Source organism: Rhodanobacter sp. FW021-MT20 (genome assembly GCF_041107475.1).
GTDB lineage: Bacteria > Pseudomonadota > Gammaproteobacteria > Xanthomonadales > Rhodanobacteraceae > Rhodanobacter_A > Rhodanobacter_A glycinis.
This window is the reverse complement of record NZ_JBGBPX010000020.1, coordinates 13,326-38,439: the sequence shown is the minus strand read 5'-3', so window position 1 is coordinate 38,439 and position 25,114 is coordinate 13,326. Positions and strand designations below refer to the sequence as shown.

General features: G+C 62.2%; 20 protein-coding genes. 9 read left to right on the top strand and 11 right to left on the bottom strand.

All coding sequences use genetic code 11. The features are described from left to right. Positions 1 to 83 precede the first annotated feature (83 nt). Both AB7849_RS16940 and glmS read left to right on the top strand, forming a co-directional pair. Positions 84 to 1,454, top strand: a complete 1,371-nt coding sequence (locus AB7849_RS16940; protein ID WP_008216347.1) for a pyridoxal-phosphate dependent enzyme — start codon at positions 84 to 86, stop codon at positions 1,452 to 1,454. 127 nt (positions 1,455 to 1,581) lie between these two features. Continuing rightward, a complete protein-coding gene (glmS, locus tag AB7849_RS16935; protein ID WP_008216348.1) occupies positions 1,582 to 3,411 on the top strand; it encodes a glutamine--fructose-6-phosphate transaminase (isomerizing) in 1,830 nt (609 codons plus the stop codon). 130 nt (positions 3,412 to 3,541) lie between these two features. Here the strand turns inward: glmS and cyoD are convergent, their stop codons facing one another. From cyoD to cyoA, 4 genes are all read right to left on the bottom strand, one after another. After that, positions 3,542 to 3,937 (bottom strand): cytochrome o ubiquinol oxidase subunit IV, encoded by a 396-nt coding sequence (gene cyoD, locus AB7849_RS16930; protein ID WP_008216350.1) that lies wholly within the window; start codon positions 3,935 to 3,937, stop codon positions 3,542 to 3,544. Further along, positions 3,934 to 4,560 carry a cytochrome o ubiquinol oxidase subunit III gene (gene cyoC, locus AB7849_RS16925; protein ID WP_008216353.1) on the bottom strand — a complete coding sequence of 209 codons (627 nt, stop codon included), beginning with the start codon at positions 4,558 to 4,560 and terminating at the stop codon, positions 3,934 to 3,936. The genes cyoD and cyoC overlap by 4 nt, the downstream gene beginning before the upstream one ends. Then, positions 4,557 to 6,545 carry a cytochrome o ubiquinol oxidase subunit I gene (gene cyoB / locus AB7849_RS16920; protein ID WP_216364803.1) on the bottom strand — a complete coding sequence of 663 codons (1,989 nt, stop codon included), beginning with the start codon at positions 6,543 to 6,545 and terminating at the stop codon, positions 4,557 to 4,559. The genes cyoC and cyoB overlap by 4 nt, the downstream gene beginning before the upstream one ends. 65 nt (positions 6,546 to 6,610) lie before the next feature. Then, positions 6,611 to 7,615 (bottom strand): ubiquinol oxidase subunit II, encoded by a 1,005-nt coding sequence (cyoA, locus tag AB7849_RS16915; RefSeq protein WP_081491865.1) that lies wholly within the window; start codon positions 7,613 to 7,615, stop codon positions 6,611 to 6,613. Between the two features lie 243 nt (positions 7,616 to 7,858). On the opposite strand from cyoA, the gene AB7849_RS16910 reads away from it, so the two are divergent. Both AB7849_RS16910 and AB7849_RS16905 read left to right on the top strand, forming a co-directional pair. Continuing rightward, positions 7,859 to 9,190 carry an MFS transporter gene (locus AB7849_RS16910; protein WP_037102334.1) on the top strand — a complete coding sequence of 444 codons (1,332 nt, stop codon included), beginning with the start codon at positions 7,859 to 7,861 and terminating at the stop codon, positions 9,188 to 9,190. A gap of 203 nt (positions 9,191 to 9,393) precedes the next feature. Beyond that, the gene (locus AB7849_RS16905; protein WP_008216362.1) at positions 9,394 to 10,113 is read left to right on the top strand and encodes an SURF1 family protein; all 720 of its coding nucleotides are present in this window, start codon (positions 9,394 to 9,396) and stop codon (positions 10,111 to 10,113) included. 86 nt (positions 10,114 to 10,199) lie between these two features. On the opposite strand, the gene AB7849_RS16900 is transcribed toward AB7849_RS16905, so the two are convergent. From AB7849_RS16900 to rfbB, 5 genes are all read right to left on the bottom strand, one after another. After that, positions 10,200 to 11,612 (bottom strand): mannose-1-phosphate guanylyltransferase/mannose-6-phosphate isomerase, encoded by a 1,413-nt coding sequence (locus tag AB7849_RS16900; RefSeq protein ID WP_369501425.1) that lies wholly within the window; start codon positions 11,610 to 11,612, stop codon positions 10,200 to 10,202. A gap of 87 nt (positions 11,613 to 11,699) precedes the next feature. Beyond that, positions 11,700 to 12,635 (bottom strand): dTDP-4-dehydrorhamnose reductase, encoded by a 936-nt coding sequence (gene rfbD, locus AB7849_RS16895; RefSeq protein WP_008216366.1) that lies wholly within the window; start codon positions 12,633 to 12,635, stop codon positions 11,700 to 11,702. After that, the gene (gene rfbC / locus AB7849_RS16890; RefSeq protein ID WP_008216368.1) at positions 12,632 to 13,189 is read right to left on the bottom strand and encodes a dTDP-4-dehydrorhamnose 3,5-epimerase; all 558 of its coding nucleotides are present in this window, start codon (positions 13,187 to 13,189) and stop codon (positions 12,632 to 12,634) included. The genes rfbD and rfbC overlap by 4 nt, the downstream gene beginning before the upstream one ends. Continuing rightward, positions 13,186 to 14,076, bottom strand: a complete 891-nt coding sequence (gene rfbA / locus AB7849_RS16885) for a glucose-1-phosphate thymidylyltransferase RfbA (protein ID WP_008216371.1) — start codon at positions 14,074 to 14,076, stop codon at positions 13,186 to 13,188. The genes rfbC and rfbA overlap by 4 nt, the downstream gene beginning before the upstream one ends. Next, positions 14,073 to 15,122: a dTDP-glucose 4,6-dehydratase gene (gene rfbB / locus AB7849_RS16880; protein ID WP_008216373.1), complete on the bottom strand. Its 1,050-nt coding sequence runs from the start codon at positions 15,120 to 15,122 to the stop codon at positions 14,073 to 14,075. The genes rfbA and rfbB overlap by 4 nt, the downstream gene beginning before the upstream one ends. Before the next feature lie 194 nt (positions 15,123 to 15,316). Between rfbB and AB7849_RS16875 the strand changes: the two genes are divergently transcribed. The 5 genes from AB7849_RS16875 to AB7849_RS16855 all read left to right on the top strand — a co-directional run bounded on the left by AB7849_RS16875 (position 15,317) and on the right by AB7849_RS16855 (position 23,048). Continuing rightward, positions 15,317 to 16,678, top strand: coding sequence for a glycosyltransferase family 4 protein (locus tag AB7849_RS16875; protein WP_157618217.1), 1,362 nt, complete (start codon positions 15,317 to 15,319; stop codon positions 16,676 to 16,678). Between the two features lie 42 nt (positions 16,679 to 16,720). After that, positions 16,721 to 17,224 carry a hypothetical protein gene (locus AB7849_RS16870; RefSeq protein ID WP_157618218.1) on the top strand — a complete coding sequence of 168 codons (504 nt, stop codon included), beginning with the start codon at positions 16,721 to 16,723 and terminating at the stop codon, positions 17,222 to 17,224. 73 nt (positions 17,225 to 17,297) lie between these two features. Beyond that, positions 17,298 to 21,071, top strand: a complete 3,774-nt coding sequence (locus tag AB7849_RS16865) for a glycosyltransferase (protein WP_081491867.1) — start codon at positions 17,298 to 17,300, stop codon at positions 21,069 to 21,071. Between the two features lie 53 nt (positions 21,072 to 21,124). Next, positions 21,125 to 22,159, top strand: coding sequence for a GDP-mannose 4,6-dehydratase (gmd, locus tag AB7849_RS16860; protein ID WP_369501423.1), 1,035 nt, complete (start codon positions 21,125 to 21,127; stop codon positions 22,157 to 22,159). Next, entirely contained in the window at positions 22,143 to 23,048 is a 906-nt protein-coding gene (locus AB7849_RS16855; RefSeq protein ID WP_008216391.1) for an NAD-dependent epimerase/dehydratase family protein, read from the top strand. The genes gmd and AB7849_RS16855 overlap by 17 nt, the downstream gene beginning before the upstream one ends. Here AB7849_RS16855 and AB7849_RS16850 read toward each other — a convergent pair. Then, on the bottom strand, positions 23,045 to 24,271 hold the full coding sequence (locus AB7849_RS16850; RefSeq protein WP_008216393.1) for an ABC transporter ATP-binding protein: 1,227 nt from the start codon (positions 24,269 to 24,271) through the stop codon (positions 23,045 to 23,047). The two genes, AB7849_RS16855 and AB7849_RS16850, sit on opposite strands and share 4 nt — an antisense overlap. Beyond that, on the bottom strand, positions 24,271 to 25,068 hold the full coding sequence (locus tag AB7849_RS16845) for an ABC transporter permease (RefSeq protein WP_008216395.1): 798 nt from the start codon (positions 25,066 to 25,068) through the stop codon (positions 24,271 to 24,273). The genes AB7849_RS16850 and AB7849_RS16845 overlap by 1 nt, the downstream gene beginning before the upstream one ends. Positions 25,069 to 25,114 lie beyond the last annotated feature (46 nt).

Genomic DNA, 25,114 nt, shown 5'->3' with positions numbered 1-25,114 from the left:
CCGGGTCGCTGCAGTGGCTCGGGTATCATGAACGTTCATACCGGAACGCCACGGCGTTCCATTGCCTTGGCCACGGAGCCCCCATGACTGTCCATGCAAGTGTCCTTGAACTGATCGGCCGTACCCCGATGGTGCGCGCGCAGCGCCTGGAGGCTGGCTCGTGCGAGCTGTTCCTCAAGCTCGAGAGCGCGAACCCAGGCGGTTCGATCAAGGATCGCATCGGCTTGTCGATGATCGAGGGCGCGGAGAAAGCCGGGAAGATCCAGCCGGGCGCGACCCTGGTCGAAGGCACCGCCGGCAACACCGGCCTGGGCCTGGCGCTGGTGGCGCAGGCCAAGGGTTATCGGCTGATCCTGGTGGTGCCGGACAAGATGAGCCGCGAGAAGATTTTCAATCTCAAGGCGATGGGTGCCGAGGTGGTGCTGACCCGTTCGGACGTGGCCAAGGGCCATCCGGAGTACTACCAGGACATGGCCGAGCGGATTGCCCGCGAAACGCCCGGGGCGTACTTCATCAACCAGTTCGGCAATCCCGACAACCCGCGCGCGCACTACGAAACCACCGGTCCGGAAATCCTCGAGCAGATGGACGGCAAGGTGGACGCGGTGGTGGTGGGTTGCGGCTCGTCCGGCACCATGACCGGGCTGTCGAAGTTCTTCGCCGAGCACTCACCGTCCACCGAGATCGTGCTGGCCGACCCGGTCGGCTCGATCCTGGCCCAGTACATCAACGAGGGCACGCTCTCGACCAAGTCGGCGAGCTGGATGGTGGAAGGCATCGGCGAGGATTTCCTGCCGACCATCAGCGACTTCTCGCGGGTGAAGAAAGCCTATGCGGTATCCGACAAGGACAGTTTCCTCGCCGCGCGCGAACTGCTGGCGAAGGAGGGCGTGCTGGGTGGTTCGTCCACCGGCACCCTGCTGGCCGCGGCATTGCGTTATTGCCGCGAGCAGACCGCGCCGAAGCGCGTGGTGACACTGGTCTGCGACACCGGCAACAAGTACCTGTCGAAGATGTACAACGACTACTGGATGCTGGACAACGGCTTCCTCGAGCGCGAGCGGCATGGCGATCTGCGCGACCTGCTGCTGCGTCCGTTCGCCCAGCGCGACACCGTGGTCGTCGGTCCCAACGAATTGCTGATGACCGCCTACACCCGCATGAAGCTGTACGACGTATCGCAATTGCCGGTGATGGATGGCAGCAAGCTGGTCGGCATCGTCGACGAGTCCGACGTGCTGATGCACGTGCATGCCGACGAGGCGCGTTTTCGCGACCCGGTGTCGGTGGCGATGATCAGTGACCTGCACATGCTGGACGTGCGCTCGCCGATCGAATCGCTGCTGCCGGTGTTCGAGCGCGGTCATGTGGCGATCGTGGTCGATGGCGAACAGTTCCTCGGCCTGATCACGCGCATCGACCTGCTCAACTGGCTGCGCCGCAAGGTGCATTGAGCAGTCAGTGTCGATTCGGCTCGCATAGGCATAATGCGCGGGCCTGAAAGCCCTTTGAAATGGTCCGTCGTTATCTTCCCGGAAAGCGACGGCACCCGTTTCGCTTCGACCTTAAGGATGATTGTCCATGTGTGGAATTGTTGCTGCCGTCGCCCAGCGTGATGTGGCCCCCTTGCTCATTGCCGGCCTGAAAGAGCTGGAATACCGCGGCTACGACTCGGCCGGCCTGGCCGTGCTTGAAGACAACCAGGTTCGCCGGATTCGCGCCAAGGGCAAGGTGCGCGAAATGGAGTCGTTGTACCAGGCCGATCCGTTCCCCGGCGGCACCGGCATCGCGCATACCCGTTGGGCCACCCACGGCATGCCCAACGAGGCCAACGCGCATCCGCACGTCGCCGGCCGCGTCGCGATCGTGCACAACGGCATCATCGAGAATTACGCGCCGCTGCGCGAGGCATTGCAGGCGCGCGGACATGTGTTTACCTCCGAGACCGACACCGAAGTGATGGCCGCGCTGATCGACGCGCGCATCGATACCGGACTGGGTTTGCGCGAGGCCGTGCTGGCCGTGGTGCGTGAACTGGAAGGTGCCTATGCCATCGCCGTGATCAGCCGTGACGAACCCGATTGCGTGATTGGTGCCCGTCGTGGTGCGCCGCTGCTGGTGGGCGTGGGCATTGGCGAAAACTTCCTCGGTTCGGATGCGCAAGCGCTGATCCAGGTCACCAACAAGATGATCTACCTCGACGAGGACGATGTCGTCGAGATCACCCGCGAGCGCGTGCAGGTCTTCGGCCTCGATGGCCGGCCGGTCGAGCGCGAAACGCACGAGAGCGAACTGTCCGCCGATGCCGTGGAACGCGGTGAATACCGCCACTACATGCAGAAGGAAATCTTCGAGCAGCCGCGCGCGGTCGCCGACACGCTGGAGTCGCGCATCGGCCCGCATGGTGTGTTGCCGAACATCTTCGGCGTCGGCGGCGACAAGCTTCTGGCAAAGGTCCGCGGCGTGCACATCATCGCCTGCGGCACCAGCTATCACGCCGGGCTGGTGGCGAAGTACTGGATCGAGGAATACGCGCGCCTGCCGGTGGCCGTGGAAGTGGCCAGCGAATACCGCTACCGCGAGGCGGTGGTGCCGGCGGATACGCTGTTCGTGGCGATCTCGCAGTCCGGCGAAACTGCCGACACGCTGGCGGCGATGCGCGAATCGCGTCGTCGCGGCTATCTGGGCACGCTGGCCATCTGCAACGTGCCGGAGTCCTCGGTGGTCCGCGAGGCCGATTTGAAACTGATGACACGCGCCGGTCCGGAAATCGGCGTAGCCTCGACCAAGGCCTTCACCACCCAGCTTGCAGCACTGGCCTTGCTGACGTTGCGGCTGGCCCATGAGCGCGGCCTGGATGAGACGCGCTATCTCGCGCTGTGCGAACAGTTGCAAAGCCTGCCGCGCATGATCGAGCAGGCCTTGCAGCTCGAGCCGGAAATCCAGGCGCTGGCCGAGCACTTCATCCCGCGCCATCACGCGCTGTTCCTCGGCCGCGGGGTGCAGTTCCCGGTGGCGCTGGAAGGCTCGCTCAAGCTCAAGGAAATCTCCTACATCCACGCCGAGGCCTACCCGGCGGGCGAGCTCAAGCACGGCCCGCTGGCCCTGGTGGACGAGGACATGCCGGTGGTGGCAGTAGCCCCCAACGGTCCGCTGCTGGACAAGCTCAAGTCCAATCTGCAGGAAGTGCGCGCACGCGGCGGCGAGCTGATCGTGTTCGCCGACAAGGCCGCGCCGATGGACGGCAACCCTTCCCGTGGCAGCGTGCTGCGCGTGGATGCAGGCGGCGAATTCATCGCCCCGGCCGTGTTCACCGTGCCGCTGCAGCTGCTCTCCTACCACGTGGCGGTGCTGCGTGGCACCGACGTCGATCAGCCGCGCAACCTGGCCAAGTCGGTGACGGTGGAGTAAGTCGGCAGATCGCGAAAGATCTTCCTGTACGTGATGAAACGAAAAGCCGGCTATTGCCGGCTTTTCGTTGAAGGGTGCAGCCAGGGTTGGCTGCCCGTTTGATCTTCGCGATCAGGGATGACCGCAAAAATCACTCGGTGTGGTGATGGTATTGCGGCGACATCGGCATCATGTTGGTGTTCTCGTTGTACATGACCCAGATGGATGCGCCCAGCACGATCACCACCAGCACGATGGTGAAGATGAAGGCCAGCATGTTCCAGCCGTCTTCGGAATGTACGTCCAGGTGCAGGAAGTAGATGATGTGCACCAGGATCTGCGCGATGGCGAAGAGCAGCACGATGGAGATGGTCAGCCAGGGGCTGCTCAGCACGTGGCCCATCACCAGCCAGAACGGGATGACGGTCAGAATCGCCGCGAGTACGAAGCCGGTCAGATAGCCACGCAGACTGCCCTGGTGCACGTGCAGGGCATCATCGCCGTGGCCCGCCGGTGTGTCGTGGCCGGATGCAGAGGGGTGGTTCATCGCAACACTCCTGCCAGATAGACGTAGCTGAAGACGCCGACCCAGACCAGGTCCAGGAAGTGCCAGAACATGCTGAGGCAACGCAGGCGCCGGATGTTGGCTTCGGTCAGGCCGAACTTGCCGGTCTGGACCATCAGCACGATCAGCCAGAGGATGCCCACGGACACATGCAGCCCGTGCGTGCCGACCAGGGTGAAGAACGACGACAGGAATGCGCTGCGGTCGGGGCCGGCGCCCTCGGCGATCATGCCCGCGAACTCGTGGATCTCCAGCCCGACGAACGCCGCTGCCAGCAGTCCGGATACGGCCAGCCAGCCAAGCATGGCACGCTGGTTTCGGCGTGCCATTTCCAGCATGGCGAAACCGAAGGTCACCGACGAAATCAACAGCAACGCGGTGTTCACGGCCAGGCCGGGCAGGTCGAGCACCTGGGCGGCTGACGGGCCACCCGCGTAGTTGGTGCCGAGCACGGCATTGCAGGCAAACAGCGACGCGAAGATGAAGCAGTCGCTCATCAGGTAGATCCAGAACCCCAGCAGGGTTCCGTTATGTACCGGCGGCTCTTCGTGACAGATGAAGCGCGAGGGTGCCGTGCCCGCGGTGTCGATGGCGGTGGTATTCATGCGCGCGCCTCCGCGGTATCAGGCTGCCAGCTGTTCGTGTGTTCGATCTTTCGTACCTCGTCCGCGGGGATGTGGTAATCGCGGTGATAGTTGAAAGTGTGGGCGATGGCCACGGCGATGACGCCGACGAACGACACCACGGCCAGCCACCAGATGTACCAGACCAGGCCGAAGCAGCAGGCGAAGGACAGCACGCCGATGATCGCGCCGGCTGCGGTGTTTTTCGGCATGTGGATGGTGTTGAAGCCTTCCATCGGCCGCTGGTAGCCATGCTTCTTCATGTCCGTCCAGGCATCACGCTCGTGCACGTTCGGAATGAAGGCGAAGTTGTAGTCCGGCGGTGGTGATGAGGTGGCCCATTCCAGGGTGCGGCCATTCCACGGATCGTTGCCCACGGCATATGCCTCGCGCCGCTTGATGCTGATGCCGATCTGGATGACGAAGGCCAGGATGCCGATCGCGATCAGGAAGGCACCGAACGCGGCGACCACGAAATACGGTTGCAGGGCCGGGTTGTCGAAGTGGCTCAGGCGACGGGTCACGCCCATCAGGCCGAGGATGTACAGCGGGCCGAATGCCACCCAGAAGCCGATCTGCCAGCACCAGAAGCTGACCTTGCCCCAGAACTCGTCGAGCTTGAATCCGAACGCCTTGGGGAACCAGTAGTTGACGGCCGCGAACACACCGAACACCGTGCCGCCGATGATCACGTTGTGGAAGTGCGCGATCAGGAACAGGCTGTTGTGCAGCAGGAAGTCCGCAGGCGCCACCGACAGCATCACGCCGGTCATGCCGCCGATGGTGAAGGTGAACAGGAAGCCCATCGTCCAGAGCATCGGCACGGTAAAGCGCACGCGTCCCCGGTACATGGTGAACAACCAGTTGAATATCTTCACGCCGGTGGGGATGGAAATCATCATGGTGGTCAACGAGAAGAACGAGTTGACGTCAGCCCCCGAGCCCATCGTGAAGAAGTGGTGCAGCCAGACCAGGTAGGACATGATCATGATCGCGACGGTGGCGTAGACCATCGACGAATAGCCGAACAGCGGCTTGCCCGAGAACGTGGGCACGATTTCCGAGTACACGCCGAAGAGCGGCAGGATCAGGATGTAGACCTCCGGGTGGCCCCACACCCAGATCAGGTTGATGTACATCATGATGTTGCCGCCGAACCCGCTGGTGAAGAAGTGGGTGCCGAGGTAGCGGTCCAGCGAGAGCAGGAACAATGTGGCGGTGAGGACGGGGAACGTCGCGATGATCAGCCCGCTGGTGCACAGCGTGGTCCAGCTGAATACCGGCATCTTCATCAATGACATGCCGGGCGCGCGCATCTTCACGATGGTGGCCACGAAATTGACGCCGGTCAGCAGCGTGCCGACGCCGGCCAGCTGCAGGCCCCAGATGTAGTAATCGACGCCGGGCCCTTGCTGCAGCTCCGAGATGGGCGGGTAGGCCAGCCAGCCGGCGGTCGAGAAGTCACCGATGAACAGCGACACCATGAACAGGATCGAGCCCCAGAAGGTGAACCAGAAGCTCAGGTTGTTGAGGAACGGAAACGCCACGTCGCGCGAGCCGATCTGCAGCGGCATGGCGAAGTTCATCAAGCCCGTGATGTAGGCCATGCCCACGAAGAAGATCATGATCGAGCCGTGCGCCGAAAAGATCTGATCGTAATGTTCCGGCGGCAGGTAACCCATGTGCGGGCCGAAGGCGACGGCCTGCTGAGCACGCATCATGATGGCGTCGGAGAAGCCGCGCAGCAGCATCACCGTGGCCAGGATCATGTACATGATGCCGAGCTTCTTGTGGTCCACGCTGGTGAACCACTCGTGCCACAGATAGCCCCACAGGCGCTTCTTGGTGACAAACCCGAGGATGGCCAGTCCGCCGATGAGCACCACGATGAGGGTGACAAGAACGATGCGGCCTTCGAGGTCGGGCTGCAGGAACGGCAGCGAGTCGAGCGACAGCCGGCCAAACAGGAAATTCCAGATGGCGGCGCGATGAGGCATGGCTTCGGGCATGGTTTGAGTCTCTGAAAGCAGAATCAGTGCGTCTTCGCGGCTTGCGCGGGTGCTGCGGCATTTCCGGACGAAGGTGCGTCGACATGGTCAGTCGGGGCAGGCATGCCTTGCATGGCATGGCCGGCCTTGGCATCGGCGGACATCATCTGGCTTGCGCACACCTGGCCGGGATCGACGCAGCGATTGAGGATGCGGGTGTACAGGCCGGACTCGAAATGGGCGTAGTAATGCACGGGCGCATTGCGGTCGGGCTGGCGCAGTTGGTCATAGGCCGAGCGATCGAGGTCGGTGCCCTGGGCGCGAACCTTGGCGACCCAATCCTTGAAATCCTGCGGGTTCATGCCATCGAAGCTGAAGCGCATGTCGGTAAAGCCGGCGCCGCTGTAATTGGCCGAGAAACCCTTGTATTGCCCCGGCTTGTTGATGACGGCGTGCAGCATCGTCTGCATGCCGGGCATCGTGTAGATCTGGCCCGCCAATGCCGGCACGAAGAACGAATCCATCATGGTGTCCGACGTGAGCTTGAACTTGATCGGGACATTCACCGGCGCGGCCAGCTGATTCACCGTGGCAATGCCGTACTGCGGGTAGAAGAACAGCCATTTCCAGCGCAGCGAAACGACTTCCACTTCCAGCGGCTTGGTGTCGGCGGCAACCGGTTTTCCGGGAGCCACCCGGGTGAGTGAGCGATAGGGATCGAGCTGGTGGGTGCCGATCCAGCTGATGGCGCCGACAATGATGATGATCAGTACCGGCGCGGCCCACACCACCAGTTCCAGCTGCGGAGAGTGGTCCCATTCGGGGTCGTGGCGGACTTTCTCGTTGGTTGACCGGTAACGCCATGCGATAACCCCGATCGCGATCAGCACCGGCACGATAATCAGCGCGATGATAATCGTGGTGATGATCATGACATCGCTTTGCTGGCGTGCGACGTCACCGGAGGGGCTGAGCAATACGAGATGGCAACCGCCCAGCAGAAGCGCAAGGGGAAGCAACAGTAAACCGCGGAGATGTTTCACTGTCATGGGTACCTGTGTACCAAGCAACGGACCGGTGCATACACTACTCTTCGAGGTGGGTTTACACTACTCGCACGAACACCACTCCCCGAAAGTGCGTTGCTTGACCCGGCTGGTTTATCAGTGCCTGATTTGTAGCCGTAAAGGGAGCTTGTGGAGTCCGGAACAATCGGCTGCTGCGTCGTTATACCGCACCGATTTGTCTGGCACTTGTTGCACGATCACCGTCGTCGTCGCCACGGAATTGTCATGTCTACTAGCAATATCCAATCAGCCCCGGGTTCTGTGGTCCATGCGCACGGCGGTGGCTCCCACACGGAGCAACTCGCGGCAGGAGATCTTGCCGTCGGCGTGGTGGTCGGACGCATTTCCCAATCGTTCGATTTCTTCGTGTTCGGCATTGGCTGCGTGCTGGCGTTTCCGGCGGTGTTTTTCCCGTTCGCCAGTGAACTCGACGGGGTTTTCTACTCGTTTGCGGTTTTCGCGCTGGCTTTCATCGCGCGCCCCTTGGGCTCCATGTTCTTTCTGGTGGTGCAGCGGTATATCGGGCTTCCCGCGAAACTGACCATCACGCTGTTTCTGCTGGGCATGGCGACGGCTGGTACGGCGTTCCTGCCCGGATACGGCTCGTGGGGGTGGGCGGCGATCGCGGTGCTGGCAGTGTTGCGTTTCGTGCAGGGTTTTTCGCTGGGCGGAAGTTGGAACGGCCTGGCTTCGTTGATGGCGATCAAGGCGCCCAAGGATCGGCGCGGCTGGTACGCCATGCTGCCGCAGTTGAGCGATCCGATCGGCTTCATCCTTGCTGCGGCGCTGTTCGCCTACATAAGCGCGAGCCTGAGCCACAAGGAGTTCATCGACTGGGGCTGGCGCTATCCGTTCTTTGCAGCGTTCGCCATCAACGTGGTGGCCTTGTTCGCCCGGCTGCGCATGGTGGTGGCGCCACGCTATGTCGAGCAGCTCAAGGAGCGTGACCTGATGCCCTCGCCGATGGGCGAGCTGGTTCGTTCGCAAGGCGACAACATCGCGCTGGGCGCCTTCGCCCCGCTGGCGAGCTATGCGATGTTCCACCTGGTGACCATCTTCGCGTTGTCGTGGGCGTTGCTCTTCACGCAGCAATCGGTGCCCGACTTCCTCGTGGTGCAGATCGTCGGCGCCTTCGTGGCGCTGCCCTGCATGATCCTGTCCGGCAAGGTGGCGAATCGGTTCGGCCGTCGCACCACGCTGGCCGCGGGTGGCGCAATGATCGCGGTCTACAGCGGCTGGACCGCGCTGCTGCTTGCCGACGGCACCATGCACGGCTATTTGTTCATCATCATCGGCTATGCCCTGCTCGGCTTCACGCACGCACAGGCAGCCGGTGCGGTGAGCTCGAATTTCCGACCGGAATTCCGCTATACGGGCGCCATGATCACCTCGGATCTGGGTTGGCTGATCGGCGCCGGCTTCGCGCCACTGGTGGCCTTGGCGCTGGCCCGTTATGCCGGTGTGCCTTACGTGGGGCTTTACCTCCTGTCCGGTGCCATCGGTACGCTGGCAGCCCTGTGGTTCAGCCGGCGCTCGGGTGGCTTGCCCAACGATTGATGCGCGAATCCATCCTGCACGCATGACGTCAAACGACCAGGCCCGCATCAAGCGGGCCTGGTCGTCTCTGCGCACTGCGACATCATGGGCATCTTCACGAGGGTTTGGCCGGTTCCGCCATGCCACGCATGGTGCGATCATGCACAGCTATGTCAGACACAGATACTTCGCCGAACGAAAATGGCCGCAACGTACGAGGTCCGTTGGCACTGAGCCTGCTGGCCTTGCTGGGACTGGTGCTGTTTGTCGGCTTCGTGGCGTTGGGTACCTGGCAGGTGCATCGACTGGCCTGGAAGACGGCGCTGATCGCCCATGTCAACGCGCGCGTGCATGCGCCGGCGGTGCCTGCCCCGGGTCCGGCGGACTGGGCTGGCATCACCGCGGCCAGTGCCGAATATCGCCACGTGCGCTTGTCCGGCACCTACCTCGACGACCGGCAAACGCGGGTATGGACGGCCACGGACAAGGGCAGCGGCTACTGGATACTCACGCCGCTGCGTCGCGACGATGGCAGCATCGTGCTGGTGAACCGCGGGTTTGCGGCGGAGGGCTGGTGCGACCTCAAGGGGCATTGCCCGCCTCCACCGACGGGCGAGGTCACGGTTACCGGCCTGCTGCGGATCAGCGTGCCCTCCGGGCTGTTTCGCCACAACGATCCGACCACCGATACCTGGTACACCCGCGACGTGTCGGCGATCGCCAAGGCCCGTGGCCTGCACGATGTGGCACCGTATTTCGTGGATGCCGATGCCCATCCAAACCCGGACGGCAAGCCCTGGCCGGAAGGTGGCATGACGGTGATCCATTTCCCCGACAACCACCTCGGCTACCTGATTACCTGGTATCTGCTGGCCTTGATGGTGCTGGGCGCGGCGGGCTACGTGGCGCGCGACGAATACCGGTTGCGCAAGGGCAAGAAGTGAGTGGAGAGGAGTGAGAAGTGAGAGAAAAGCGTGGATGCATCGCGTGCACTGCTCTCTCTCACTTCTCACTTCTCACTCCTGCTCTCTCACGCCCTGCCGTAGACGTCGTCGAAGCGCACGATGTCGTCTTCGCCCAGATAGCTGCCGGACTGCACTTCGATCAGCTCCAGCGAGACTTTTCCGGGATTGCGCAGGCGGTGCTTGCTGCCCAGTGGGATGTAGGTGCTCTGGTTCTCGCCGAGCAGGAATACCTTGTCGTCGCAGGTGACTTCGGCAGTGCCGGACACCACGATCCAGTGTTCGGCGCGATGGTGGTGCTTTTGCAGGCTGAGGCTGGCGCCGGGCTTGACCGCGATACGTTTGACCTGGAAGCGCTCGCCGGCTTCCAGTGAGTCGTAGCTGCCCCAGGGGCGATGCACCACGCGGTGGAACGAGTGCTCGCTGCGGCCGGCAGCTTTCAGCTGCTCGACGATCTTCTTCACGTCCTGGGCGGCATCGCGATGTGCCACAAGAGTGGCATCCGGCGTGGTCACCACCACCAGATTGTCGACGCCCACGGTGGCGATGAGGTGGCGCTCATGCGAGCGCAGCAGCGAGTTGTGCGTGTCCACCACCAAGGTGTCGCCCTCGCGCAGGTTGCCTTCGGCATCGCGCTCCCCGGCTAGCCATAGCGCCGACCACGAGCCGATGTCGCTCCATGCGCAACTCACCGGAATGACCGCGGCGCGCGTGGTTTTTTCCATCACCGCGTAGTCGATGGAATCGTCCGGGACCTTGGCGAAAGCCTCCTTGTCCACGCGAACGAAATCGAGGTCGGCGTGGGCGGAGGCATACGCGGTGCGTACTGTCGCGAGCATGGCCGGTGCGTGTTGCTCCAGTTCCTCAAGATAGCGCGCGGCCTTGAACAGGAACATGCCGGAGTTCCAGTCATGCTTGCCGTCGGCCAGGTAGCCCTGGGCGGTGGCGAGATCGGGCTTCTCGACGAAGCGCTCGACCCGGAAGCCATGTGCGCCCAGCGCTTCGCTACGGCGGATATAGCCGAAACCGGTCTCGGCGCGGTCCGGGCGGATGCCGAAGGTGGCCAGCCAACCATCGATGGCCAGCGGCAGGGCTTGTTCCACGGCGGTAGCGAAGGCCTGCGTATCGCCGATCATGTGGTCAGCGGGCAGCACCAGCAGCAAGGCATCGGGGTCGCGCTTGATCGCCTCCAGCGCCCCCAGTGCAATGGCCGGGGCCGTATTGCGGGCTACCGGTTCGAGCACCAGGGTGCCGTCTTCGATGCCGGCTTCGAGCAATTGCTCGGCGGCGAGGAAACGATGGTCTTCGCTGGCCACCACGATCGGTGCGGCCACTTGGGGGAGTTGCCGCGTGCGTGCAATGGTCTGCTGGAACAGCGTGCCTTGTCCGGCCAGCTCAAGGAACTGCTTGGGCATGTTTCGGCGCGAGATGGGCCACAGGCGCGTGCCGCTGCCGCCGCTGAGGATCAAGGGAATGAGCATGGTGGATCTACCTGTGAGAAAACGGTTGCCCAGGGCATCGCGGCTCAAGCGGCAGGCGCGCAATGTGCTGCGTGCCTGCCGATCATGTCAGGCGCGCTGGTGCGAAAGCGCATCCAGCACGTCATGCAGGCCGGTTTGCCAGTCGGGCAAAGCATAGCCGAAGCGTGCGCTGAAGCCGGTGTTGTCGAGCACGGACCATGCCGGGCGCGCGGCCGGGGTGGGGAACTCGGCGGTAGTGATGGGGATCACGCGCGGCTGGCGTTCGAGCTGGCCGCGCGCATGGGCGGCATCGAAGATGGCGCTGGCGAAACCGTGCCAGGACGTGTGACCGCTGGCTACCAGATGATGGGTGCCGAGCAGGGCGCGTCGTTGCGCACCGTCAGCCTGTTGCCAAACGTCCAGTGCGGCGAGCGTGCCGTGCACGATCAGTGCCGTGCTGGTGGGGGCTCCGATCTGGTCGGCCACCACGCGCAGCTCGTCGCGCTCGGCGCCCAATCGCAGCATGGTGCGCAGGAAGTTGTGGCTGTGCGGCGCATACACCCAGGCGGTGCGCAGGATCAGATGGTCGGCGCCGCTGTCGCGCAGCGCGTGTTCACCGGCCAGCTTGCTGCGGCCGTAGGCGCCCAGTGGCGCGACAGGCGCGTCGACCGGATACGGTGCACTGGCGTTGCCGTCGAACACGTAATCGGTGGAGTAGTGCACGACCAGCGCGCCATGCTCCGCGGCCCAGCGGCCGAGTGCGCCCGCGGCATCGCCGTTGACGCGGGTGGCCAGCGCTTCTTCCTGTTCGGCACGATCCACTGCGGTGTAGGCCGCGGTGTTGACGATGACGTCGGGACGCAGGCGGTCGAGCAGGGCGGGCAGGCTGTCTGGCGCCGACAGGTCGGCGGCTTCGGCCGGACCGTCGTCGAAGCGGCGGCCGTCACGGCTGGCAGTGATCAGCTCGCCGCGTGCGGCCAAGCCGCCATCCTCGATGAAACTGCGGCCGAGCTGGCCGTTGGCGCCGAGCAACAGGATCTTCATGCCTCGAACACCGGCAGCCGTTCGGCCGGCACATCGGCGAGCAGCGGCGTCTTGCCGTCCTTGTCCGACAGTAGCGGTGCGCTGATCGGCCAGTCGATGGCCAGCGCGGCGTCGTTCCAGCGAATGCCGGCGTCGGCCTTGGGGTCGTACAGCGCGGTGCACTGGTAGCTGAAGGTGGCGAACTCGGAAACCACGCAGAAGCCGTGGGCGAAGCCTTCCGGTACCCAGAAGTGGCGGTGATTGGCAGCGGTCAGCATGACCCCGGTTGCACGGCCGAAGTTGGGCGAGCCGTGACGAATATCCACCGCCACGTCGTACACCTCACCTTCCAGCACGCTGACCAGCTTGCCCTGCGGGTTCGGCCACTGATAGTGCAGGCCGCGCAGCACGCCGCGGGCCGAGCGCGAGACATTGGATTGCACGAAGCGGCGGTCGATGCCGGCTTCGCGGTACTTCGCCTCGTTGTAGCTCTCGTAGAAGAAGCCGCGGTCATCGCCGAACACCTGCGGTTCGATCACCAGGGTACCGGGCAGCGGGGTGGTCAGCACCTTCATCGAGCCAGCCCTTGCGACACCAGTCGCTGCAGATATTGGCCGTAGCCGGTCTTGGCCAGCGGCGCGGCCAGGCGCAGCAGTTGCTCGGCATCGATCCAGCCGTTGAGGTAGGCGATTTCTTCCGGGCAGCACACCTTCAGGCCCTGGCGATTCTCAATGGTCTGGATGTAGTTGCCCGCTTCCATCAGCGATTCGTGCGTGCCGGTATCCAGCCAGGCGAAGCCGCGGCCGAGCTGTTCCAGGTGCAGCGAATCGTCATCGAGGTAGCAGCGGTTGAGGTCGGTGATTTCCAGCTCGCCGCGCGGCGAGGGCTTCAGCGCGGCGGCATAGTCGCACACGCGGCCATCGTAGAAATACAGGCCGGTGACGGCGTAGTTCGACTTCGGCTGGGTCGGCTTTTCCTCCAACCCGATCACCCGACCTTCGGCGTTGAACTCGGCCACGCCGTAGCGCTCCGGGTCACGCACCCAGTAACCGAACACGGTGGCGCCGCGTTCGCGGGTAGAGGCACGCTTCAACCGCTCGGTCAAGCCGTGGCCGTAGAAAATGTTGTCACCCAGCACCAGACAACTGGGCTGGCCGGCGACGAAGTCGCGGCCGATGGTGAACGCCTGTGCCAGCCCGTCCGGCGAGGGTTGCACGGCGTAGCGGATCTCGATGCCCCATTGCGAGCCGTCGCCCAGCAACCGCTGGAACAACGCCTGCTCGTGCGGGGTGTTGATCATCAGCACCTCGCGGATGCCGGCCAGCATCAGCGTGGCCAGCGGGTAGTAGATCATCGGCTTGTCGTATACCGGCAGCAGCTGTTTGCTGATCGCCTGGGTGATCGGATAAAGCCGCGTGCCGGAGCCGCCGGCGAGGATGATGCCCTTGGTGGTGTTGCTCATTGTCCCAGTCGCTCCATGCGGTAGCTGCCGTCGAGTACGCGCTGTACCCACGGCTGATGATCGAGATACCAGTCCAGCGTCTGCGCGATGCCGCTTTCGAAGGTCTGCGAAGGCTTCCAGCCCAGCTCGCGCTGCAGCTTGCTGGAGTCGATGGCGTAGCGACGGTCGTGACCGGGGCGGTCCTTCACGTAGGTGATCAGCGACTCGCGGGCACGGCCGTCGGCCAGCGGCCGGCGCTGGTCGAGCAGCGCGCAGATGGTCTTCACCACGGTGATGTTGGTGCGTTCGGCATTGCCGCCCACGTTGTAGGTTTCGCCCACGCGACCGGCGTCGAGCACGCGGCGGATCGCCGAGCAGTGGTCGCCCACGAACAGCCAGTCGCGAATGTTCAGGCCGTCGCCATAGATCGGCAGCGCTTCGCCGGCCAGCGCCTTGGCGGTCACCAGCGGAATGAGCTTCTCGGGGAACTGGTACGGCCCGTAGTTGTTCGAGCAATTGGTGGTCAGCACCGGCAGCCCGTAGGTGTGGTGGAACGCGCGGACCAGGTGGTCGGACGCGGCCTTGGAGGCCGAGTAGGGCGAATTGGGCGCGTAGGCGGTGGTTTCGGTGAACTGACCCTCGTCGCCCAGCGAGCCGTAGACCTCGTCGGTGGAGACATGCAGGAAGCGGAACGCCTCGCGGGCCGCGCCTTCGAGGCTGCGCCAGTAGTCGCGGGCGCATTCCAGCAGGCCTAGCGTGCCGACCACGTTGGTCTGCACGAATTCGGCCGGACCGTCGATGGAGCGGTCCACGTGCGATTCGGCGGCAAAATTCACGATCGCATCGGGGCGGTGCTCGGCCAGCAGCTTCGCCACCAGCGCACGGTCGCCAATGTCGCCCTGCACGAACACATGCCGGTCATTGCCCTGCAGCGAAGACAGCGTGTCAAGGTTGCCGGCGTAGGTGAGCTTGTCCAGATTCACCACACGCAGGCCATCGGCTACGGCTTGCAGCACGAAATTCGCGCCGATGAAGCCGGCGCCGCCGGTAATCAAGCAGGTCTTCATGTTTGGCTCCGTGAAATTTGGCTATTGTGGCATAGTGCAAATGAAGCCTGAGTGCATGGTGCAACGCGGCTTGTACCCGCGTTCATGCGCGGCCAGGCGCCGACGTGGCGCGCATGGGGTGAATTAAAACTGCTGGCAGTGGGTATGGCGTCCTTGACTATGAGAGATGTGCTTGGGTGGCCGGATCGTCTTCCGTGCTGAAGGCGCAGGGGGCGATATGGAGGAGCACGATCCTCAAGGCCTTGTCTGCCTCGGGGTTGTCCGCGGTGCGCCGCTGCATTCCCCGATCCTGGCGTCATGGCTTGCGGTCCACACTTGAAAATTCCATCCATCGCGACTTCGAGTTCGCACGTTCGATGGAATGGCAACAGCTGTCGGTGGCGATGGCGACAACGCCTGCGGGGACTCATGCCAACCATGCAGGGATGCCTCTCGTGGCGCTTCCTGCCCTGGACCTGCATGGCTATTTTTCCCGATGGCTCGGGTTGGGCGAATGCGCGCGGCTTTTCGCTCGTGCTCTTATTGCTTCCGGCAATACGGTGGTATTGCACGATGTCGACATTGATATCCCCCATGCTCGGCGGGATCGCACCTTGGCCGAGTATTTCGATGGGGCCTCCGGGTCCGGCAACGACCTGGTCTTCATCAATCCCGATTATTGGGAAGCAGCACTCCGACGCATGGGGGAGAACAGGTTGGGGCGCTGGATCATGGGGTACTGGTTCTGGGAGCTGGAGCGCTTTCCGGTGGATTGGCTGCCGGCGATTGATCGGGTGGACGAAATTCTCGTTTCATCCACTTTCGTGGAACGTGCCATGCGTCAAGTGTGCACGAAGCCGGTGACGCGTATTCCCATCCCGGTGACGCCGTGTGCCGGGAGTGGTCTGCAGCGTCGACATTTCGATCTGGGGGATGACGATTACGTGTTCTTGTGCACGTTTGATTTCAGTTCGACGATTGCGCGCAAGAATCCACATGCGGTGATCGAGGCATTCCGCTCGGCCTTCCCCGCCGGCGACGAGAAAGTTTGCCTGGTGCTGAAGTCGAGCAATGGGCAGCACCATTCACAATGGCTGATGGATCTGGCCAGGTCGGCGGGTGGGGATCATCGCATCATGATCCGTGACGACATGTTGGAGCGTGACGATCTGTGGGCGTTGCAGCGTTGTTGTGATGCTTACGTGTCGTTGCATCGATGCGAAGGATTCGGGCTGGGAATGGCCGAGGCCATGTGCCTGGGCAAGCCGGTAGTGGCAACGGCCTATTCGGGGAACATGGATTACATGACCGAAGCCAACAGCTGTCTTGTCGACTACCAGATGATTCCGGTCGTCGACGGCGAGTACCCGTTTGCGGAGGGGCAACAGTGGGCAGATCCCAATGTGGAGCATGCGGCAACGCATATGCGCCGGTTGCACCGAGAGCGCGGGTGGGGGGCGTGCCTCGGAGAGCAGGCAGCCATCGACATGGCTCGTGATTTTTCGATGGAGGCCAGTGTCCGCGCGTTGGCTGGATGCCTGCAGCAAAAGCGCGAGTCCTGCGCGACAGGTACATGAGTGCCGTGTTTCCGTGGGTGACTGACGAGGCAGAATGATGTGATGCACGAGAAGCGTGACGAAATGAGCCATGCCGAAGCACAAACGATATCGCCTCAATCCTCCGGGATGGATTGGCGCGTATTATCGGATCAGCGTCTGGATCGACTGGTCGACCTGGAGCATGACTGCTTTCTGATGCGCGAGCGCCTGGCTGCACTGCAAATGGATTATCGCGAGCTCTTTGCCGTCAGCGAGGGCAGGCAACAGCGCACCCGTGAACTCGAGCGCGCCATGGCTGTACTTGATGATCGCTTGCATGCACTGGCTTATGAGCGTGATGTCATGCGAGCCTCGTTTCTTGGCAGCCGTTCCTGGCGAATAACGCGACCATTGCGTGCCGTGCGTCATTGGCGTTCCTGGATCCCGCATGCTGCGAGTCGTGTTGCGAGGGCCGTGCTTGAAGTGCCGGTGCTGCGTCGTGTGGCCGGCCTGATCGCGAGACGGTTTCCCTGGTTGCATCAACGGATCAGGGCAAAGCTGTATTCGCGCCACGGTGGCGGTTAGCTGATGATGATCTTTGCCGCGATGGCCTGTCGGCCGCGTCCGTGTCAGCTCGACAGATAGTGACGGGATTTCGATGAGAATCGTGCTTGACCTGCAAGGCGCGCAGTCAAACAGTCGATATCGCGGTATCGGTCGTTATAGCTTGTCGATGGCAAAAGCATTTGCGGCAGAGGCTGGAGAGCATGAGCTCTGGCTGATGTTGAATGGGCGTTACGATGATGCGTCCCTCGAGTTGATCAGCCAATTCGAAGGGCTGATTCCCCGCGAGCGCATTGTGGTGGATGAGTTACCCTTCGGCATTGCCGGATGTCAGCCGGGCAACGATCGGCGCGTCGGCATGGCGGAAGCAGGGCAATCGGCTCTTCTTACTTCATTGCGGGCGGACTGCATATGGCATAGCAGCCTGTTTGAAGGATGGGGGGACGATTCGGCCGTAACCTTGGGATCGGGCCGGGACGATGCGCGGCACGTGGCCACACTGTACGACCTGATCCCGTTGCTGCATCCTGGCCGTCATCTGCGCGACGCGGGCTATCGTCAGTGGTATTACCGCCGGCTGGCACTGCTCAAACGGTGTGGGCTATTGCTGGCACTGTCGGAGTCTTCGCGGCGCGAAGCCATCGATGCCATGCAAATTCCCGAGGATCGTATCGCCGTGGTATCCGGTGCAGCCGATCCGCTATTTCATCCCGTGTCGATCGACGCGGCGTGCCGCACCCGTTGGCAACAGGCGTGGGGGTTGGCCGGAAATTTCCTGCTGTATGTTGGAGGCTACGACGCACACAAGAACGTTGACGCGCTGATCGATGCCTATGCGGACTTGCCCGCCGAATTGCGCCAGCGTCATTCATTGGTGCTGGCTGGCCGCTGTAACGAGCAGGCCAAGAATCACTTGCTTGGGCTCGGTCGACGGCACCGCCTACCCCAGGGCTCCCTGATTTTTACCGGCGCGTTGGAAGACGCCGATCTGGCCGCGCTTTATTCGGGCTGTATCTTGTTCGTTGCACCATCACTGCACGAGGGGCTCGGGTTGCCGCCACTTGAAGCGATGGCTTGCGGGGCGGCAGTGATTGGTTCGGATGCCGCGAGCCTTCCCGAGGTTATTGGTTGCAAGGATGCCTTGTTCGACCCTCGCAGCCGCAGTTCGATGACGGCCAAATTGCGTGATGTATTGATGCTTCCAGGGCTGCGCGATCATCTGCGCGAACATGCTGCGATACAGGCGCGCAAGTTCACTTGGGAAGATAGTGCCCGTCGCGCACGTGTAGCCATCGAACAGCATCATCGGATGATGACGCGAGTGGCGGGTACACACTCCGCGCGCCCCCGCCTCGCCTATGTCTCGCCGCTGCCGCCGGTTCATTCCGGTATTGCCGACTACAGTGCACGGTTGCTGCGCGAGCTGGATAGCCATTACGACATCGATGTCGTGGTGGATCAGCCTGAAGTACTCGATCCTTGGGTGCAGGCCAATTTCCCGTTGCGCTCGGTAGACTGGCTACGGCTGGAGACCGGGGTGGAGCGCGTGCTCTATCACTTTGGGAACTCTCCCTTTCATGCGCATATGTTCGGGCTGCTTGAACAGCGTCCTGGCGTGGTGATGCTGCACGACTCCTGGCTGGGTGCGGTGCGTAACTGGATGACTCAACAGTCAAGCAATCCAGATGCGTTTCCACGGTTGCTCCATGCAAACCATGGCTATTCCGCAGTACTGCACGACCAGCAACACGGTCGTGCGTCCACGCTAGACGCGTGGCCGGTGAGCCGCGACGTGATCGAGCATGCCCTCGGACTTGTCGTGCATTCGGATTATGCGGTGAAACAGGCGCGGCGATATTTCGGAGAGGATGTGGCGCGGAAGTTCACCGTCGTGCCGTTTCCGAAGAATGTCGTGCAAGGCAGGCGTCGCCTGGCGCGTCGCTTGCTCGGCTTCGCATCCGATGAGTTCATGGTGTGCAGCTTCGGCATGATTGCACCGACCAAGTTGAACCACCGACTGTTGGCAGCGTGGCTGCAGTCGCCTCTGTCTGCGAATCCTCGCTGTCACCTGGTTTTCGTGGGTGAGCATCATGGCGGGGATTACGGCCGGCAAATGGATGCCATGATCGGCTCATCGGGAGCTCGAAAGCGCATCCACATCACGGATTTCGTTGGTCCCGAAAGTTATGCCGACTATCTGGCAGCGACCGATGTGGCAGTGCAATTGCGGACGGCCTCGCGTGGTGAAACTTCGGCCGCGATTTTCGATGTATTGGCTCATGGATTGCCATTGGTGGCCAATGCGCACGGTTCGGCGGCTGAATTGCCGCCGGATGTGGCCCTCATGTTGCCCGATCGGTTCGAGGATGCAGCGCTGGCCGATGCCCTGTGCCAACTTCATGGCGACGCAGTGCGGCGCGATATGCTGGGTGCCGGTGCACAGTGCTGGATACGAGAGCACCACCACCCCGCCAAGGTTGCCTTGTGCTATCGCGACGCCATTGAATGCTTTGTTGGCGATACGCGTGAGGCAGAACAGGCTCGCATGGTGGATCGCATGCGCCGAAAGGGCATGGCGACTAATCCGGAGGGCAAGTCCGGGGATGGGGATGAGTTCGGCCTTTCGGTCAATCGGGCGCGAGTGGGCTTGCCGCGACTTTTCGTTGATGTCAGTGCCACCTCCCGCAGCGACTTGCATACCGGAATCGAGCGCGTAGTGCGAGGCATGCTATCGGAATTGCTTCGACTTGATCAGACGGTGCGCAGGGTTGAGCCGGTACGGCTGGAGTCTGGGGGCTATCGGCAAGCGGTGGACTATGGGCTGAAGATACTCGGGCTGCCCATGCTCAATCTCGCAGACACGGTTGTTCAGCCGGGTATGGGCGATACCCTGCTCGGTCTGGACTGGGTCGCCGATGCATTGCCGCAGGAAGCTGCCTTGCTGAAGGCTTGGCGAGTGCGCGGCGCAAGGTTGCTCTTTGTCGTGTACGACTTGTTGCCGGTACGCATGCCGCATCACTTTCCCGAAGGTATCGCGGATATGCATGCTCGCTGGCTGGCTTGCATCGGGCAGCATGCCGATGGCTTGTTGTGCATCTCGAGATCGGTGGCCGAAGACGTGCGCAGCTGGTTTGACGAGCATCCGCCGCATCGCGGGCGCGAATTGGCGATCGGTTACTTCCATCCCGGCAATGATCCGGCCTCGACCCGGCCAAGCACTGGTTTGCCGATCGATGCGGAAGTGTTGCTGTCACGCTGGCATGCCGTGCCCACATTTCTGATGGTCGGTACGATCGAGCCTCGCAAAGGGCATGCGATGGCGCTGGATGCGTTTGAACGATTGTGGGAACACGGCGCGGATGTCGCTTTGGTGATCGTGGGGCGGGAGGGGTGGATGTGCGGCATGTTGGCAGCCCGGTTGCGCTCGCATGAACAATTGGGTCGACGACTGTTCTGGTTGGATCAGGCCAGCGATGAATATTTGGAACGAATCTACGATGTGGCGCGTGCATTGATTGCTGCCTCTGAAGGCGAGGGCTTCGGTCTACCGTTGGTAGAAGCCGCTAGACGTGGCTTGCCCGTGATTGCGCGTGACATTCCGGTGTTTCGCGAGGTGTCATCGGGCTTCGCAAGCTTTTTTGACGGCGCTGATGTGGACAGTCTGGTCGAGGCGATTCGTCGCGCGGCCCGGATTGAAAGGGCGTCGACGAAGACAGCGCCAAATGCAGGGCCGAGCTGGGAAGCTACCACGCACACGCTGTGGTCGATGCTTGATGACGACAGGCATCCGCACTGGCTGGCTCCTTGGTGGCACCCCGAATGTGGCGAGTTCGTGACCGGTAACACGTCTCTGGCGCGGGAGCTTTGAAAGTCGGCTTAACCCGCTTAGGATGACATACTCAACCGTATGTTGGAGATTCGATGAAGGCGGCATTGATCACGGGCGTCACAGGTCAGGATGGTGCTTACCTGGCGGATTTCCTGTTGCAGAAGGGGTATCGCGTGGCAGGTGCATACCGGCGAACCAGCTCAACCAATTTCTGGCGTATCGAAGAGCTTGGGATAGCCACGCACCCGCAACTCGAGCTGGTGGAGTTCGACCTCGGGGACATGGGGGGCGCCATGCGGCTGCTGGAAAAATACCGTATCGACGAGGTCTACAACCTGGCTGCGCAGAGTTTTGTCGGTACCTCCTTCGAGCAACCGGTAACCACCACGCAGATCACCGGTCTTGGCGCGACGCACCTGCTGGAGGCGATCCGCACTGTCAATCCGAACATTCGTTTCTATCAGGCGTCCACATCGGAGATGTTCGGGAAGGTACAGGCGGTACCGCAGCGCGAGGATACGCCGTTCCATCCACGCAGCCCTTACGGCGTCGCCAAATTGTATGCGCACTGGATTACCGTGAACTATCGGGAGTCCTATGGTGTGTTCGGGGCCAGCGGCATTTTGTTCAACCACGAATCACCACTGCGCGGGCGCGAATTCGTCACACGCAAGATTACCGATGGCGTGGCGAAGATTCGGCTGGGCATGCAGGACGTTCTGGAGCTTGGCAATTTGAATGCACAGCGTGACTGGGGCTACGCCCGCGAGTACGTGGATGGCATGTGGCGCATGCTGCAAGTCGACGAACCGGACACGTATGTGCTCGCCACCCAGCGCACCGAGAGTGTTCGCACCTTTGCGCAGTTGGCGTTCGCCGCCTGCGATATCAAGATTGCCTGGCAGGGAGAGGATACCGGCGAGTGTGGCATCGACGTGCGCACGGGGCGAACGCTGGTGCGCGTCAATCCGCGGTATCAACGGCCGGCCGAGGTGGATTTGCTGATTGGCGATGCGGGCAAGGCCCGCGAGAAACTCGGCTGGTCAGCGGAGACTCCGCTGGAGACACTTTGCCAAATGATGGTTGAAGCCGATTTGCGCAGAAACGAGCATGGTCACTCCTTCTGAGGGCCGCCCGTTGCGCGTTCTTGTCACGGGTCTGGGCGGGTTCACCGGGCGATACGTAGCCGATGAGCTGAAGCATGCCGGTCATCAGGTTGTCGGTCTTGGGGCGGAGCCGGCGGGCGCCGTGGCCCGCGTTGATCTTCTTGACGCCCAGGCCGTGCATGCAGCCGTGGCAGCTGCTCGACCTACGGCGGTGGTCCATCTGGCGGCCATCGCCTACGTGGCGCATGGCGATGTGGGGGGCATCTACCAGACCAACATCGTTGGTACCCACAACTTGCTGGCGGCCTTGGCAAGTTTGTCCACACCACCGGATTGCGTAGTGCTGGCCAGTAGCGCGAATGTCTACGGCAACGCTGGTGGCAGGGGAGATTTGCTGGACGAAGGTGTTGCGCCGGCTCCTGCAAATGATTACGCGGTCAGCAAGCTGGCGATGGAATATATGGCCCGGACCTGGGCTGACCGACTTTCCATCGTTTTTGCACGACCATTCAACTACACGGGGGTAGGGCAGCATCCTCGATTCCTGATCCCCAAGCTGGTGGAGCATTTCCGAAGCGGGAAACGATGCATCGCGTTGGGGAATCTGGATGTCTGGCGTGAGTTCATGGATGTGAGGGCGGTGGCTTGGGTCTATCGTCGATTGCTTGAAACGTCGGGCGGTGGCGACACTTTCAATATTTGCACGGGGCGGGTTCATTCGCTTCGTGAAGTGCTGGCGACAATGGCCTCCATTGCGGGCTACGCGATAGACGTCGAAGTGAATCCGGAGTTCGTGCGCGACAACGAAGTGCACCGCTTGGGCGGCGACCCGTCGCTATTGCAGCAGCGGGTTGGGACGTTGCCGGACCATGACCTGGTCGAGACGTTGCGTTGGATGTACCAAGGTTAGCGATGGCGCTCGATTTCCACCTTGGCGTCGAGCCAGCTGCTTCCCACGAAATCCTCCTGGTGCGTGTTGAACACATGGAAGATCAGTGCGTTGTCACGCCACTCGAAATTCTTGTCCAGGTGCGAATCCTCCCGCGACAGCGATAGCGAGACGGAGTAGCTACCCTTGCCGAGTCGAGCCGGGAACCGGAAATGGAATGTCGTTTCCTCGCCGGCCTGAAGGTCTTCAAGTGGCTGGTCGAGGCGATGCGTGTTGATACCGTAGATGGCTTGGCCGAGGCGGTCCTTCAACAGAAAGCCAAGCACCAGGCGGGGTACGTATTGGTGAGCGCGGATGCGTACCACAAGGTGCAGAGTTTCACCGACTTCGACGGTGTCAGCTGTCCGCCCATCCAGGTGCTGCAGTTGCACTTGCTGGATGCGAACCTCGCCGGTGCCTGACACGGTGGTAACACGGCCATCGGGCAATGTCTCCTGCCGGATCATCTGGTGACGATGTTCGGCCATCATGGCGTTGTAGAAGTCCAGCACGTCCACCGGCGAACCCTGCATGCGTACCCGTCCGCCATCAAGCAAGATGGCGCGATCGCAGATGGTCTGGATGGCGTAACGGTCGTGCGACACGATGAGCAGGGTGGTGCCTTCGCGTCGGAATGCGCGGATGCGCTCGAAACTCTTGTGCTGGAAGTAGGAATCACCTACCGACAAAGCCTCGTCCACGATCAGGACGTCCGGGCGTCGTGCGGTGGCTACGCTGAAAGCCAGCCGCATTTGCATGCCGCTGGAGTAGGTGCGCGTGGGCTGGTCAATGTAGTTGCCGATCTCGGCAAAGGCCTCGATTTGCGGCATCAGTTGAAGAATCTCTTCGACTGACAGGCCAAGCAACTGGCCGCCCATGATGGCGTTCTGACGCCCGGTGAAATCGGGATGGAACCCCATGCCGAGTTCCAGCATGGCAGCCACCCGCCCGTTGACGACGATCTCGCCACAAGTGGGACGGACCGTGCCAGCGATCATTTTCAGCAAGGTACTCTTGCCGGCGCCATTGATGCCGACGATGCCGACCGCTTCGCCTGCCTTCAGCTGAAAACTGACGTCTTGCATGACCCAGTGCTGGACATGTCGTGGCTTGCCAAGTGGAAAGACCCATTCGGCAAGGCGTGACCACTGGCTGGGGTAGTGCTTGTAGGCCTTGCCCAGACCGTTGACGCGAAGATCGCTCATCAGAGTTCGTCCACCATTTCGGCGGAGCGGCGGCGGAACAGCAGTAACGCAAACACGCACAGTGCCACGGCGAGGATCGCGACCGGCCAGGTACCGTGCCAGGCGGGCGCCCGGCCGTAGGCGAAAATGGCTTGATAGCCCTCGGCCAAGGGGGTCATCGGATTGAGTTGAATTATCGTGCGCGCGGTGGGCGAGAGCGTGGCTGCCGAGTAGACGATCGGGGTGAACCAGAACCAGAACTGCAGCAGGATGTTCACGAATTGCCCGACGTCGCGAAAGAAGACATTCAGCACGCCGGCAATCATTCCGACGCCGATGGCGAAGGCAACCTGCACGATCAACAGCGGAATTGCCCACAGCACGACCCATCCGGGAAAGCTGTGCAACAACAGCAGAAAAACCAGGAAGATCGAAAAGGTGATGGCGAAATTGACCAGCGCATTCAACACGGTAATGGCGGGCAGGCAGATGCGCGGGAAGCTGAGCTTCTTGATCATGTTGCCGTGATCGAGGAAAACCGTCTGTCCACGCTGGAGGATCTCGCCGAACAAGCCCCAGGTCAGCAAGCCCGAGCACAGGTAGATGCTGTAAGCGTAAGGCCCGGTCAGACCGGCAACACGGGCGCGCATCAGTTCGGAAAAAACCACGGTGTAGACTGTGATCATTGCCAGCGGCTGCAATACCGTCCAGGCGGCACCGAGCAGGGAATTACGATAGCGTGCCTCGAATTCGCGCCGGACGTTGCCCAGAATGAAACCGCGGTATTGCCATAGAGAACGAGTCAGACTCAAGCTCATGCGATCTGCTCCAGGGGGCAGGTTGCATCATGTCGGATACGGGCAG